General features: G+C 43.5%; 15 protein-coding genes and 1 pseudogene. 13 read left to right on the forward strand and 3 right to left on the reverse strand.

All coding sequences use genetic code 11. The annotated features are described in order from the left end of the window. The first annotated feature begins 63 nt into the window (after positions 1-63). From ACTL4S_RS08115 to ACTL4S_RS08165, 11 genes are all read left to right on the forward strand, one after another. Positions 64-519 (forward strand): phosphoglycerate mutase family protein, encoded by a 456-nt coding sequence (locus tag ACTL4S_RS08115; RefSeq protein WP_441299129.1) that lies wholly within the window; start codon positions 64-66, stop codon positions 517-519. 30 nt (positions 520-549) lie between these two features. Continuing rightward, positions 550-1,689 carry a type II secretion system protein GspL gene (gene gspL, locus ACTL4S_RS08120; protein WP_441299130.1) on the forward strand — a complete coding sequence of 380 codons (1,140 nt, stop codon included), beginning with the start codon at positions 550-552 and terminating at the stop codon, positions 1,687-1,689. Then, complete coding sequence (locus ACTL4S_RS08125) at positions 1,689-2,168, forward strand: type II secretion system protein M (RefSeq protein WP_278356969.1); 480 nt, start codon at positions 1,689-1,691, stop codon at positions 2,166-2,168. Before gspL ends, ACTL4S_RS08125 begins: the two co-directional genes overlap by 1 nt. Positions 2,169-2,258: 90 nt before the next feature. Further along, positions 2,259-3,260, forward strand: coding sequence for a quinone-dependent dihydroorotate dehydrogenase (locus ACTL4S_RS08130; protein ID WP_441299131.1), 1,002 nt, complete (start codon positions 2,259-2,261; stop codon positions 3,258-3,260). A 5-nt stretch (positions 3,261-3,265) separates the two neighbouring features. After that, positions 3,266-3,847: a CvpA family protein gene (locus ACTL4S_RS08135; RefSeq protein WP_195724880.1), complete on the forward strand. Its 582-nt coding sequence runs from the start codon at positions 3,266-3,268 to the stop codon at positions 3,845-3,847. Positions 3,848-3,871: 24 nt separating this feature from the next. Next, positions 3,872-5,407, forward strand: coding sequence for an amidophosphoribosyltransferase (purF, locus tag ACTL4S_RS08140; protein ID WP_180038885.1), 1,536 nt, complete (start codon positions 3,872-3,874; stop codon positions 5,405-5,407). Positions 5,408-5,496: 89 nt separating this feature from the next. Beyond that, on the forward strand, positions 5,497-7,386 hold the full coding sequence (locus ACTL4S_RS08145; protein ID WP_441299132.1) for a M48 family metalloprotease: 1,890 nt from the start codon (positions 5,497-5,499) through the stop codon (positions 7,384-7,386). A 204-nt stretch (positions 7,387-7,590) separates the two neighbouring features. Beyond that, entirely contained in the window at positions 7,591-8,235 is a 645-nt protein-coding gene (locus tag ACTL4S_RS08150) for a hypothetical protein (RefSeq protein WP_441299133.1), read from the forward strand. A gap of 22 nt (positions 8,236-8,257) precedes the next feature. Next, positions 8,258-9,223, forward strand: coding sequence for a 2-hydroxyacid dehydrogenase (locus ACTL4S_RS08155; RefSeq protein WP_423089701.1), 966 nt, complete (start codon positions 8,258-8,260; stop codon positions 9,221-9,223). Between the two features lie 116 nt (positions 9,224-9,339). Then, positions 9,340-10,782, forward strand: a complete 1,443-nt coding sequence (locus ACTL4S_RS08160; RefSeq protein WP_441299134.1) for a M48 family metalloprotease — start codon at positions 9,340-9,342, stop codon at positions 10,780-10,782. A gap of 107 nt (positions 10,783-10,889) precedes the next feature. Then, positions 10,890-11,249 carry a hypothetical protein gene (locus ACTL4S_RS08165; RefSeq protein ID WP_005107293.1) on the forward strand — a complete coding sequence of 120 codons (360 nt, stop codon included), beginning with the start codon at positions 10,890-10,892 and terminating at the stop codon, positions 11,247-11,249. 69 nt (positions 11,250-11,318) lie between these two features. Here ACTL4S_RS08165 and ACTL4S_RS08170 read toward each other — a convergent pair whose 3' ends face one another. Continuing rightward, positions 11,319-11,765, reverse strand: a complete 447-nt coding sequence (locus tag ACTL4S_RS08170; RefSeq protein WP_004280076.1) for a GatB/YqeY domain-containing protein — start codon at positions 11,763-11,765, stop codon at positions 11,319-11,321. Between the two features lie 33 nt (positions 11,766-11,798). Beyond that, on the reverse strand, positions 11,799-12,014 hold the full coding sequence (gene rpsU / locus ACTL4S_RS08175; protein ID WP_001136722.1) for a 30S ribosomal protein S21: 216 nt from the start codon (positions 12,012-12,014) through the stop codon (positions 11,799-11,801). A gap of 147 nt (positions 12,015-12,161) precedes the next feature. Here rpsU and tsaD point away from each other — a divergent pair, with 147 nt between their 5' ends. Both tsaD and ACTL4S_RS08185 read left to right on the forward strand, forming a co-directional pair. Continuing rightward, the gene (gene tsaD / locus ACTL4S_RS08180; protein WP_004280030.1) at positions 12,162-13,178 is read left to right on the forward strand and encodes a tRNA (adenosine(37)-N6)-threonylcarbamoyltransferase complex transferase subunit TsaD; all 1,017 of its coding nucleotides are present in this window, start codon (positions 12,162-12,164) and stop codon (positions 13,176-13,178) included. Positions 13,179-13,382: 204 nt separating this feature from the next. Beyond that, positions 13,383-14,342, forward strand: a complete 960-nt coding sequence (locus ACTL4S_RS08185; RefSeq protein WP_441299135.1) for a sensor domain-containing diguanylate cyclase — start codon at positions 13,383-13,385, stop codon at positions 14,340-14,342. Positions 14,343-14,566: 224 nt separating this feature from the next. On the opposite strand, the pseudogene ACTL4S_RS08190 reads toward ACTL4S_RS08185, so the two are convergent. Then, positions 14,567-14,924: pseudogene (locus ACTL4S_RS08190) on the reverse strand (IS5 family transposase); the annotation flags it as partial.

Consider the following 14,924-nt stretch of genomic DNA (forward strand, 5'->3'; position numbering starts at 1 on the left):
GACTGTCTGCGAATTGTCATATTCGCTGCTTATCATGCAGGCAAAAGAATATAAGGAAATCAAATGCAACTGACTTTAGTTCGACATGGCGAGGCCGCACCACCGGTCAATGGTAATGACACCAAGCGACCTTTAACGGAGCGTGGTCATCAACAGGCTGAGCAGACTTCACAGTTCTTAAAGGATCTGATTAAGCCTGAAGTCTTTGTGGTCAGTCCGTTATTGCGTGCGCAGGAAACTCTGGCACATTTGCAGCAGTATTTTAAAGATGTGCCGGTGGTGATCTGTAATACCATCAAACCAGATGATGATGCCAAAGTCGCAGTAGAATGGTTGTCGCAACTGCCTTATGAGTCGATTGCAGTAGTGTGTCATATGAACGTCGTGGCCCATATGTCTTCCATTCTGCTGACTGAATCTTTTCATCCCTATGCATTGGCAGAAGCACGTATTTATGATCAGGCGGTGATTGCACCTGGCTTATCCACACAGATAAAAAGCTTTATTCCTACACTATAAAAAATTAATTAAAACGGCAGAACACAATCGATGTTGTATTTATGGATGCCTGAAGCCAATGGGGTTTGGCAATGGTCAACTGGGGAGTTCTGGAACACTGCGCACACACTTGAGCAGCTGATTCAGGATATACAGGCTCATCATGGCGAAGAGGCGGTGGTGTTTTTTCCTAGCCGTCATGTGCAAATTTTGCAGCAGACCTTGCCCAAGAGCCAATATAAGAAAATGGGTAATAATGGCATTAAATATTTGCTTGAAGAATACGTGGTGCTGCCGGTAGATGCCATGAAAGTGCTGCATCATTTTCAGCAGCCGGATCAGATCAGCATTATGGGGATTGCGAATTCAACGCTTGAGACCTTGCAACACGCGCTAAACTTGATCCCAGTCAAGCTGGCAGCTTTGTTACCGGACTTTTTGGTGCTGCCTGTTCCTGATGCCAATCAGCGTGTGATTGCGCAAATCGGTGGACGTTTGCTGGTGCGCGAGTCGGAATATATCGGCCAGTCGCTGGATGATCTAAGCCTTTATCTGGATTATCAGCCCAAGGATCTCAGCTATAAGGTGAGCAATCTGAATCAGGAGCAGTTGCGTAGTCTTGAAGCACTGGTCACTCAGGAGCAACTGGAGTCTTTCCAATATGGAATTCCTGTACTAAAAAAACCGAAACAGCATTCGTTTAATGTCTTGCCTAAAGCAAAATCCAATGGCGCTATTTCCGGCTACTGGAAAGCCTGCGCGGCGGTTTTTCTGGGTATTTTAGTATTGCAGTTTAGTTATGATGCTGTGCGCTGGTATCAATATAAAAAAGTGGCGAATCAGACTGCCGCGCAAGCCATTGACCAGTTTAAATACTGGTTTGGACAAAATTATCCGGTCACTGAGCAGAATATCAAAAGTCAGTTTGAAGGGCAGTTGCGTCAAAGCCAGATTGCAGATACGCATGCATTACAGCTTATTAGTCGGGTGGGGCCTGTCTTGATGCAAAATCAGATTGTGGCACAACGGGTAAATTATGATACTTCTGTGCTAAGTATGGAGCTTAAGGCTAATTCATCAGAAACGTTAAATGCACTGACCACGCAATTGAGCCAGCAAGGTTTTAAGGTGGAGCTGGGGAATATTCAGGCCAGCGGAACAGCTGCGATCGGACTGGTGAGGATTCAATAATGAAAGGCATTGAAGCGCTACAAAATCGTATGGATCAGTCTTTTGAAAAACTGAGTGATTATCTGGACAGCTTGTCGGTACGTGAACGGGTAATGGTGATTTTTACCACTGTTTTTGTGATTGTGGCGGCAGTCGGTTCTACACTCTGGTATATGCATCAGGCGGCAGATACCCAGCAAAAACGCTTAAATCAGCTGAAAGATACCATTGTTTGGATGCAAAGTAATGCAGTAACCATGAAACCGGCTGGGGACACCCAACTGGATGCAGCGGAGAAAGTACAGCGAGTCGCACAGCAGCAAGGATTGTCGGTGGCTTCCCAGCAAATGGAAGGAAAAATTCAATTGGCGGTCATGCATGAAAATTATGCAGTACTGGCAAATTTCCTGACTCAGCTGGCACAAATGGGGCTAAGTATCGAGAAAATGGAACTAAATAATGAGGCAGGACAGATTAAATTAACGGCGACCATACAATAAACGGTAAAAATAAAGATTTGCAAAGCATGGTTTTTTTGTCAGCCTATGCCTATAATATGCCGACTTAAAAAGCAGTAGACTTTTCTGGATATGTTGTATTCTCTAGCCCGCCCTTTGTTGTTTTCTTTAGCACCAGAGCGTGCACATGAGCTGACATTATCACTATTGAAATCATCCCATAAAATGGGCTTGATGCGTCAAAACGTTGCTGCGAAACCTGTGACCTGTATGGGAATCGAATTTCCCAATCCGGTAGGTCTTGCGGCAGGTTTGGACAAAAATGGTGCCTATATTGACGCCCTTGCCGGTCAAGGTTTTGGTTTTATTGAAATTGGTACCATTACCCCGCGACCGCAAGCCGGCAATCCTCATCCGCGTTTATTCCGTTTGCCACAGGCCAAAGCCATTATTAACCGTATGGGCTTTAATAATGATGGCGTGGATCAGCTGGTTGAAAATGTCAAAGCGGCCAAATTTAAAGGCATTCTCGGTATTAATATCGGTAAAAACGCTGATACTCCGGTAGAAAAAGCAGTAGATGATTACCTCATCTGTTTAGAAAAAGTCTATAATTACGCTTCTTATATTACCGTCAACATTTCTTCTCCCAATACCAAAAACCTGCGCAGCCTGCAAAGTGGTGATGCACTCACCGAACTGCTGGAAATATTGAAGAAGCGTCAGCTTGAATTGGCTCAGGAATACCAGCATTATGTACCTTTGGTACTCAAAGTGGCGCCTGATCTGGATAACAGCGATATTGCCTTTATTGCCAAACAGTTATTGCAATTCAAGATCGATGGTCTGATCGTGACCAATACCACACTGTCACGTGAAGGGGTAGAGGGTCTGGAGCATGCAGAGGAAGCGGGCGGTTTGTCTGGCGCGCCAGTATTTGAGAAAAGTACCGCATGTCTGGCTGCATTTGCTGCGGTATTAAAAGGACAAATTCCATTGATTGGTGTGGGTGGTATTCTTTCAGGTGCAGATGCTGTTGCCAAGAAACAGGCAGGCGCCAGCCTTGTACAAGTTTATAGTGGCCTCATCTATACCGGACCTAAACTTGTAAAAGATTGTGTAGACGCACTTTAAATCCTATGAATGCCATTGATATCTTTCTACTGATTATCTTGCTCATTGGAGGGCTCAACGGTTTGCGTCAAGGATTTATTAAAGCCTTTGCGAACTTAGTGGGATGGATCTTTGCCCTGATTGTTGCGGCAAAATATTCAACGCTACTTGCGCCGTCTATGGTTGCTCTGAGTACAGATCCAGTTGTACAAAAGATTGCGGCCTTCGCTTTTATCGTCCTGCTAATTGTAGTTCTGACCTGGATCGTTACTGCACTGTTGAACCGTATTTTAAAGAGTCTTAAACTGGGTCCTCTCAACCGTCTGGCCGGTGGTGTCTTTGGTAGCCTGAAAGGTTTGCTGATTGTCCTGATTACCATGCAGGGTATCGGCCCTTGGGTAGAGAGCTCACCGCACTGGAAACAGTCCAAGTTTATTCAAGCCTTATTGCCTTATGCGCCTTGGGCGACTCAAATGTCGAAAGAAGCCGCGAATGGCGCACTACAACATATCAAGTCTGAAGGGGCACCGAAACCTTCAGCTTCATCATCTGAAACATCGTCCAAGTCTGGAGCTTCAGATGAGTCTACAAATAATCCTTTTTATTAATCCTAGCTTGTCTGCGAGGTTGCTATGTGTGGAGTAGTTGGTATAGCTGGTAAATCACCCGTTAACCAAATGTTGTTTGATGCATTAACGATGTTACAACATCGTGGACAAGATGCAGCTGGGATCGTGACATGTGATGAAGGACGTTTATTCCTGCGCAAAGACAATGGCATGGTGCGTGATGTATTCCATACCCGTCATATGCGTGCTTTGAAAGGAAATTACGGTATTGGTCATGTGCGTTATCCAACAGCCGGTTCATCGAGCAGTGCTGAAGCACAGCCGTTTTATGTGAACTCGCCGTACGGGATTACCTTGGCACATAATGGTAACCTGACGAATGCCGAAGAAATTCATGATGACCTGTTCAAAACTGACTTGCGTCATATGAACACCGATTCTGATTCGGAAGTCCTGTTAAACGTGTTTGCGCATGAATTGCAAAAACATGGCAAATTGGTACCGACGTCGGAAGATATTTTCCATGCGGTGACGCGTGTGCATGAGCGTTGCAAAGGCGCTTATGGTGTGGTGGCGATGATTACCGGTCAGGGGCTAGTGGGCTTCCGCGATCCGAACGGTATTCGTCCACTGATCTACGGTTCACGTGAAACTGAGCAGGGCATGGAGTATATCATTGCTTCAGAGTCTGTTGCGATTACTGCGCTGGGCTTTAAAGTTGAGCGTGATATTCTGCCTGGTGAAGCGGTATTTATTGATTTAGAAGGTAACTTCTTCACCAAGCAATGTGCAGTGAATGCTGAATACCGTCCTTGTATTTTTGAATACGTTTATTTTGCCCGTCCAGATGCCATTATTGATGGAATCTCGGTGTATAAAGCACGTTTAAAAATGGGTGAGAAACTGGCGCAAAAAATTCTGCGTGAGTGGGGTGAAGAGCATGATATTGATGTGGTGATTCCGATTCCGGATACTTCACGTACTTCAGCGCTAGAACTTGCCAATATGCTGGGTGTGAAATTCCGTGAAGGTTTCATGAAAAACCGCTATATCGGCCGTACCTTTATTATGCCGGGACAGCAGCTGCGTAAAAAATCGGTACGTCAGAAACTCAACCCGGTTGAGCTTGAGTTTAAAGGTAAAAACGTACTGTTGGTGGATGACTCGATTGTCCGTGGTACGACCTGTAATGAAATTATCCAGATGGCTCGTGATTCTGGCGCGAAAAAAGTATTCTTTGCGTCTGCAGCACCGATGGTGAAATATCCAAACGTTTACGGTATTGATATGCCGGCGAAATCTGAGCTGATTGCATCGGAACGTAGCGTAGAAGAAATCCGTGAAATTATTGGTGCTGACCGTCTGATTTTCCAAGATCTGGAAGATTTGAAAGATGCGGTAAGAACCACCAAAGTACCGGATGTCAAAGACTTTGATTGTTCAGTCTTTGATGGCATCTATGTTTCGGGCGGTATTGATGCGCAATATCTGGATGATCTTCAGCAAAAACGTAGTGACAGTGCCATGAAAGAAAGCAATTATATTGATGTCAATATTGATGCAGCTTCAGTGGATTTGACTGGCGTACGCGAAGTCTAAGTAGTTAAAATCATCATGAAAAAGCGGGAATTTCCCGCTTTTTTGTTTTATGATGAGCCCATTGAAAATCATCATTTTAGGATTCTGCATTGCGAAACGTAGGATACGATTTTATAAAAAACAAAAATATAGTACTGCCTGTAAGTTTTTGCCTGATTGCAATTCTGTTGACTATTTTTATTATTAATACCGTTGTTGGTCTCTTTGTTTTTTATACTGATCCTAGCCAGTCAATCTTCTGGCATGCGCTGAGTCCTTACCTGATTGCTTTGCTATTATGTGCCATGATGATCTCGGTCATCTACGAGTTTTATATTTTTCGGAATGGTGGTTATTCACTGGCGAAGCAGTTGGGTGCGCGTCGGTTGAGTCCGATGGACAGTATTCCCGAAGAAAGTGCTGCATTGCACATTAACCAACAGTTGGCAGAGACTTTTCTGATTGACGTTCCGGCGGTGTATGTGCTGCCCGATGAAGTTGGTGTTAATGCACTGACGGCAGGATTTAGTCCGCGGGATACCGCAATTATCCTGACTTGGGGTGCGATACAAACACTCGATAAAGTCGAGCTGTATGGCTTGCTCAGCCATGAATTCAATAAAATCCTCTCAGGTGAAGCTGCGGAAAATACCCGCCTGAAAATTCTGTATAGCAGTTTAACCACGTTTAGTCAGTATGGCAGTAAGATTGCCAAGTCCGGTTTTTATCGAGCGGGTAGTCCCCGTGAAAACAAGTTTGAAACTTTCTATGTTGCAGTCGGTGCGGTGATCTGGCTGATTGGTAGTTTGGGCGTATTGATTTCCCGTTTTATTAAATATATTTCACTGGGTGGTCGGACCTATAAAAATGATCGAAAGACCCGACGCCTGATTCAAAATGATGCCAATATTCAGACTTTACTCAGAATTCATGTGCATCATTCTGGATCCCAGATTTATAGTGAATATGCTGAATCCATTTCACATATGTGCTTTGCTAATTCCTTGAGCCCACAAAACTGGTTGAATATTCATCCCAATATTAATCAACGGATTTATGAATTAAATCCTGCCTTGATTCAGGACTTACAGCTTGAAAACCTGAAAAAACTCAAAAATCAGCCTTTGTTTAGTTTGTTCCGTTCTTTGGAAGAAGTGGTGCCTGAAACTGCAATGAGCTGGAGCTCGCCACAACCTTTGCCATTATTGCGGCTGTCTCCGATCAGTTTTGCGATTAAAGATGCGATCAAACCACTGAATCCGGAACTTCGGCTCAAGATGCCACGTCCGGAACTGATTGAGCGTGCATTACAAACGGCAACCGGTTCTCGTGAAGTGATGGTCGCCATTTTAATGATTCGTCAATATCGTGAATTTATTCCGACTGAGGCTGAAGTCAGCCGTGCCATTGTAGATTCATTGCTCAATCTGGACGGGCGGGTGCATATTTCGATTTTTCAGCAAGCCTGCAAGAATATTGGTGGCATGCCGACAACTGTAGCACGGCAGTTTTTGATGAAGCTGGCACGGATCATTCAGGAAGATGGCGAAATTGGCCTGTTGGATGCATTATTACTGGAATGTGTGAAATACGAACTTAATTTGCTTCCTGCACATACGCCTACCGCACTCGATGAGGTCAAGCCACAGATTGTACGTTTGATTGACGCCTTGCTGCATGTACAGCAGATTAATAGCGGCAACCAGCTTGAGGTTCGGGAGCGAATTTTAAACCGGATTCTGACCGCTCAGGAACTGGACTTATATAATGAAATTTCTGATGAGCCGATTGATCTAGCAGAAATCCTGAATGATATTGCGGGGCTGTTATTGCGTGATCGCCTCAGTATTTTAGGTATTGCAGAGGCCTGTTTGTGGAGTGATCGTATCGTGACACAGGATGAGTTGGACGTGATGGAGCTGTTGTATTGGCGCTTGGGTTTTGAGGCAGAACAGGTCGTTCAGCAAATGTTAAAGAAGAACAGTTTAACCATTCTGTAGAAAATAAATGAGAACGCGCAGCTTTAGCCGGAATCTGTTATAACAGCAGGAATGGTTTAATTGTGTATTAAAAGCACGGTTTTTAGCAGACAGCTAAACTTTGTACTAGAATCCATCAGGATAAAAAAGAAAAGCTGAAAAAGTTCGGCAAAGCACAGGCAATCCGGCTAAAATGTTCAGCCTGAAATTGGTGATGATGAAAAGATGATTGGGCATCAGCGTGACATACTGGCAACATTAGGAATCGATCTCTGGATTCCTAGGGACAGCGCATGTCAGCCGCACCAGGTTTCGGTCTGGCGTGATCAGGCTGCACCTGAATTTCACACCGATATCGTCTTACTACAGCCTGCTTCCGTAGAGGCGTTGGCTGATCTACCGATTCCTGAGCCAGAGCCAATTGTTACGCTTAAGGTTGATATACCACCTGCGGCACCGACTCACATTGCACCTGTTCAGGAACAGCGTGAAATCGTACAAATCCCGCCATTCAGTTTGCAGGCTTTAAGTCTGGCACATTGCAGTATCGTGATTGATGCAACTGCAATGACCGAAGACACCCAGAATTTATGGGGCAATATCCAGCGTGCAGTCCCAGGTGAGTTTCATGAGCTGAACTGGCCATTTCCCTGGGCCAATGTTCAGGATGGACGTGGTGTAGAATCCTATATTCAGGGTTTTCTGGATGGAATGAGTGCAGAGAAAAATATTATTTTCCTCGGGCCTGTAGCGCATATATCAAATACGAAAATGATCCAGTTGGCATCTTTACAAGAAATGCTGGATCAGCCGATTCTAAAAAAACGTTTATGGCAGTTTATGCAAAATAGGACTGCCAGTCTGGAATAATCTTGTTGTGGAATAAAAATAGATGAAACAAAAAGTGGTTGTATTTAGTCAAATTGATACTGATATTCAAAACAAGCTGGAACAAAATTATCAGGTTAGTTATATACAACCGAAGCTAGGCGATGTGAATCAACAGCTTTTGCAGCAGGTTCAGGATGCTGATGGCATGATTGGCGCAGGGCGCTTGTTGAATCGCGATAATCTGGCCAGTGCCACCCGGTTAAAAATTATCTCCAGTGTCAGTGTCGGTTATGACAACTATGAACTGGATTATTTAAATGAAAAGAAAATTTATCTCAGTCATACGCCGCATGTACTGACTGAAACCACTGCTGACCTGGCTTTCACTTTACTGATGTCAGCAGCACGCAAAGTGGCTTACCTGGATCAATGGACCAAGCAGGGACAATGGCAGCGTACCGTGGGCGAAGCACAATTTGGTATGGATATTTTTGGAAAAACCCTCGGAATTATTGGTCTCGGTCATATTGGGGCGGCAATCGCACGTCGTGGTTTTTACGGTTTTAACATGAATATTCTGTATTATAATCGCCGGGAAAAACCAGAACTTGCTCAAGGGTTGAATGCGAAATATTGCCAGCTTGAGGAACTGTTACAGCGTTCTGACTTTGTGGTCGTTGCAGTAGATTTGAATGCGGATTCTAAGGCGCTGATTGCGACAGCGGAATTGGCTAAAATGCAATCCCATGCAGTATTGGTCAATATTTCACGTGGCTCGGTCATTGATGAACAGGCATTAATTTCAGCTTTAAAAGCCAAGCAGGTTTTTGCTGCCGGTCTGGATGTGTATCAGAAAGAGCCGTTAAAGGAATCGGAATTATTCCAGTTGGATAATGTGGTTACATTGCCACATGTGGGTTCGGCCACTGCAGCCACCCGTAAAAAAATGGCAGAACTGGCTTATCAGAATCTTGTTGATGCCTTGGAAGGACGAGTGCCCCGTTATGTGGTCAATCCGGAATTTTAAAATGCATCTGATTCGTCGTTTAAATGGTATTAAAAAATAACATTTTCTTGCGTCTCTGCTCATTGTTCAATGCTATATTCAAGATAAATTAGATCGGCAGGATTAGAGATTTTTCATTGAAACGATTGGCGCTGGCGTGTGGCTTAAGTCTGTATATGGTAGCAGGGCACGGCTCTAACCATGATTTTAATCAAGTAAATGTACAATTTTCTGTGCCTGATATTGGTACAGGCGTCGGCTTACTCGATCAACAAAAAGAAAAAATGATCGGTGAAAAAGTCTATCGTGAAGTGCATAAACAAATGCCGGTCCTGCAAAATCCATGGCTTGAAGATCAGCTGCTTTCAGTATTTTCTCATATCCTGAGTCAGACTCAATTGCAACAGCCGATCGGTTTGCTGGTTATTAATGACCCGCAAATTAATGCCTTTGCTGTACCAGGTGGTCTTTTTGCACTTAATGCTGGTCTGATTAATTCAGCCCGAAACATGGATGAAGTGGCAGGAGTCATGGCACATGAAATTGCACATGTCACACAACGTCATTACAGTCGCTCTCAGGATGCCTTTAAAGGGCAAGGTTTACTGGCGTTAGCCGGAATTCTTGTCGGTGCTTTGGTCGCTTCTCAGGCAGATGGTGATGTCGGCACAGCGGTCATGATAGGTTCACAGGCAGCACTTCTGGATAAACAGCTTACCTATAGCCGTAATCAGGAGCGTGAGGCAGACCGGATTGGTATGCAATATATGTATCGTTCCGGTTATAACCCGCATAGTATGGCAGATTTCTTTGAGGTCATGCATCGCTCGACCAGCCGCTTAAGCTTTCTGCCGGATTTCTGGTTCACTCATCCACTCACCACCGAGCGTATGAGTGAAGCACGTTTACGTGCCAACCAGCTTCCTGCGGTGAAACGCAGTCTCAATGACCAAGACTTTGACATTATCAAGTGGTATAGCAGGGTATTGTCTGGTCAGACCAATGCAGAGCAGCTTATCCTGATGGACCAGCAAAATAATTTTGCAGGCCAGCTTGCCTTAACTGCCTATCGAATACAGCAAAGTGATTTCCAGGCCGCGCAGGCCACTTTAGATCGAGCAAAAAAGCATAACCAGATGCATCCTTTACAGGTTTTATTCCAGACTGATATTTATTTAGCTCAGAACCAGCTTGATGCAGCTTTGGAAAGTGTAGCGTCAGCAGCGCGGATCATGCCGGAAAATCGAGCGCTCAATTATAAATATGCAGAAGTGCTGATTCGCGCCAAGCAACCCGATAAAGCAAAAGTTTTAGTGCAGCGATTTCTAAATGCCAATTCACGGGATGTCAGTGGCTGGCGACTAATGCAACTGGCTGCCAATGCAGAGCCAGATTCGCCGATTAAGGCTGCTAATGTGCTGCGCTATCGTGCAGAAGTAGAATATTGGTCAGGATATGAAGAAACTGCCATCAAATCATTATTACATGCACAGCGTAGCGTAAAGAATAATCAATCTTTATCGTCCACCATTCGCCAGCGTCTGAAGCAGATGCAGCAGGCACATCAATATAAGATTTAAAGCTGAACTGGGTTTTAAGTTTTTGTATCAGGATGATATAGCAAGAATATATTCAATCAGGCTACAATATTTTTGAAAGATCAGCGTGAATTAAACTGAAGCATAATATGAAAAAAATACTATTGGGCGTGTGTCTACTGGGGTGGAGTTATGGGGTTTTTGCTGCGAGTGCAGTTGAATATGTAGAAGCAATAGAACGAATTAATGCGGATTATAAAAAGGAATCGCGTCAGTTTTTAAGTGGTTTAAATCCGCAGCAACAGGGATTTAGTCCTGAGCAGAATGCAAAATTTTGTGGAATTGTAGGACGTTATGTTGATCGTTTATATCAGGCCGCTGACCAGAATCGTCCTTATCTGGATCGTCAGTTTCAAAATATGAGTAAACGGGATGTAATTGTAGAAGTGAAATCGTCGAAAGAGATGCAATTACTTAAGCGTTATCAGGTCGATTGTAATTTGCAATGAGAATACGTCAGGAACTGTCTTTGATTAAAGGCAGTTCAACGTTAAAGAGAAAATGCTAGAGAGTATGGATTAAGCAAGTTGCGCTTTGATTTTGGCGGAAACTTGTGCAGGATCGGCGCGCCCGGCTATGAGCGGACGCAGAGAATTCATCACCTTACCCATATCTTTCATGCTAGTAGCTTGTTGCGCTGCAATAGCTTGCGCAATCATGGAATCAAGTTCTTCCTCAGTCATAGCTTCTGGTAGAAACTGAGACAAAATCTCAATTTCGGCTTGTTCCTTACTAGCTAAATCATCTCGGCCAGCGCCTGCAAAGGCTTTAACCGATTCTTTACGTTGTTTAATTTGTTTTTCAATGACCGCAAGAACCTGAGCGTCGTCAAGTTCTTTGCGCTCATCGACTTCGATTTGCTTAATTGCTGCCTGTAGACTACGAATGACCGTCAGCTTGGACATTTCTTTGGCACGCATTGTTGCTTTCAAAACATCCGTGATTTGGTCTTTTAAAGTCGTCATTATTTATTCCAGGCAATCAATCACAAATTAATCTTAGTAAAGGCGAGTTGTACGTACTGATTCACGCGCCAATTTCTTTTGGTAGCGTTTAACAGCAGCAGCTTTTTTGCGCTTACGTTCTTGAGTTGGTTTCTCGTAGAATTCACGCTTACGTACGTCAGCAAGAACACCCGCTTTTTCGCATGAACGTTTGAAACGACGGATAGCTACGTCTACTGGTTCGCCTTCTTTCAATTTAACTTGTGGCATGAAGAATCCTCATATCAGTTAGGGTAAGATCTCGGGCTGAATTGCCCTCAATCACAAGTGAAGGTCAGTATTTTACTCATTTACATCTCATACCACAAGTCTATAATAGTTGCTGCAATAGAATTGATACAGGTTATAGGCAGTTTAATGATCGTTTTAGGCTTGGAAACGTCGTGTGATGAAACAGGACTTGCGCTGTATGACAGCGAGTTGGGTTTGCGCGGACAGGTGCTTTATAGCCAGATTAAACTGCATGCAGAATATGGCGGTGTAGTTCCAGAGCTGGCGTCACGTGATCATGTGCGTAAACTGATTCCACTCATCAATGAGCTGCTTGAACAGAGCGGCGTGAAAAAATCAGAAATTGATGCAGTCGCATATACCCGTGGCCCGGGTCTGATGGGCGCACTCATGACCGGTGCATTGTTTGGTCGTACTTTGGCCTTTGCGCTGAATAAACCCGCAATTGGTGTGCATCATATGGAAGGTCATATGCTGGCACCTTTATTGTCAGAAACTCCGCCTGAGTTTCCATTTGTCGCATTGTTGGTATCGGGTGGACATTCTCAGCTCATGGCTGCTTATGGCATTGGCCAGTATGAACTCTTGGGTGAATCCATTGATGATGCGGCAGGCGAAGCATTTGATAAAGTCGCGAAGATGATGGGTCTGCCGTATCCGGGTGGCCCGAATATTTCCAAACTGGCAGAGCAGGGCGATCCAAATGCATTTGCATTCCCGCGACCAATGCTGCATCAAGGTTTAGAATTTTCATTCAGTGGTCTAAAAACCGCAGTTTCTGTACAAATGAAAAAACTCGGTGATGAAAACCGCGATGCCGATATCGCTGCCAGTTTTCAGGAAGCCATTGTCGATACTCTGGTGAAAAAGTCGGTGAAAGCACTGAAGCAAACGGGGCTTAAACGTCTGGTGATTGCGGGCGGTGTTAGTGCCAACAAGCGTTTACGTGAGCGTTTAGAAGCAGATTTAGCCAAGATTCGTGCATCTGTTTATTATGCTGAACCTGCACTCTGTACAGACAATGGTGCCATGATTGCTTTCGCGGGCTATCAGCGTCTCAAAGCAGGACAGCATGATGGCTTGGCTGTGACGACAACTCCACGTTGGCCAATGACGGAACTGACTAATCCGACTGAGGCATAGATTTCAGGCTTGAAGAAAAGAGGCTTAGGCCTCTTTTTTATTGTGAACTTTTAAATGAAAACTTATAGCAACGGTATGTTGTAAATATATAGTTTTATAGCTGTATTTAGAACTCTTATATTCTATTGAAACTGGAAAAATAGTTTAATAGCTTAAGTTGATATCATGCATATTTTTACAGGTTTGCAGCAGAGGCAATCTCGAATGGAAAATATAAATTTCAAAAGTTTTCAGGATGCTGGAGAGGCGGTGTTAAAGTTTTTGCATCAGCATTTTGGCTTTAATTTATGGATGATCACCCGGGTAGAAGGCCAAGACTGGATTGTACTGCAAAGTGAAGATCATGGTTATGATATACGACCCGGTCAAGTGTTTCAGTGGGCTGATTCTTTTTGTTCTCATATGGTCGCAGGTAAGGCCCCGAGAATTGCCCCCCGCTCTGAAGAAATTCCTTTATACGCCACAGCGCCGATTAATCAGCAGGTCTGTATAAAATCTTATATTGGTCAGCCACTCCTTAAAGAAGATGGCAGTTTGTTTGGAACGCTCTGTGCGATTGATCCAGAAACCAAATCAGAAGCTATTGTGCAAGATATACAACTGGTCGAGTTGTTGGGACAATTACTCAGTTCGATCTTGCAGGCAGAATTACGTCAGAGTGAGCAGATGAGACAGCATGAATTATTGCAGGAAGAAGCCAGTAAAGATGAATTGACCGGGCTATATAATCGTCGCGCTTGGGAAAAACTGCTGCGAGCAGAAGAAGAGCGTTGCAAGCAATATGGTCATCCCGCCGCTGTATTATTTATTGACCTGAATGACCTAAAAAAAGTGAATGATAATTTAGGTCATGATGAAGGTGACAAACTGATTCAAAATGCAGCGCAAATATTACGAGATAATGTACGGATCAATGATATTGTTGCTCGTTTGGGTGGTGATGAGTTTGTGATTCTTAGCGTGGAAAATGATGAAACGGGTACTGAAAGTTTAGTGGATCGTTTAATTAATGCCTTTGCAGCAGCATACATTGGCGCAGCGATTGGTATGGCGATGCGTCATCCTGGTCATGGTTTATTTGCAGCGCTCGCACAAGCGGATCAGAACATGTTTGAATATAAGCGTCGGAAAAAATTCAGTGAATCCGTGACCAATCTAAAATAATCGACGCTTTAAATCTTCTGTAAATAATTAAGTATTTCATATCATAAAAATGATCATTTTATATGCTCTAAAGTCATCCTATCTTTCAATATTCTCTTTCATGGCTCTGTATAAAAGCTGAACATGATTCTCCATAAAAAGAAAATTCAATCCATCTTTAACTTAACAATTACAAATTTTATAAGCTTTGTTGCAAAGTAAATTGATTTAGGGTCTGTTGACATTTACTGTTCATAATTAACCCTATAAAGGTAGCCATAAAAATATACAGGCTAAAGCAACAGAACTTTGATAATTTCTTTTGAGCTTGTCATATCGAGTAGCTATTCCTCTAAATTGCTTTAATCTACAAAACATATTTTCAACTAAATGCCTGATTTTATATAAATACCAGTCCATATGGTCATTGTTCGATTGGCTATTTGTTTTCTTTGGTATATTCGCTTTAGTCCCTGTTTTCCTGATCTGTTCACGCAGTGGTTCTGAATCATAGCCTTTATCTGCACATACCACTTTTGTCTCTTTTAAATCTAATGTTGATATTAAATCAGGTGCAACTTTAACATCATGTGTGGTTCCATC

This window comes from Acinetobacter lwoffii (assembly GCF_052078135.1).
Taxonomy (GTDB): Bacteria; Pseudomonadota; Gammaproteobacteria; order Pseudomonadales; family Moraxellaceae; genus Acinetobacter; species Acinetobacter lwoffii_Z.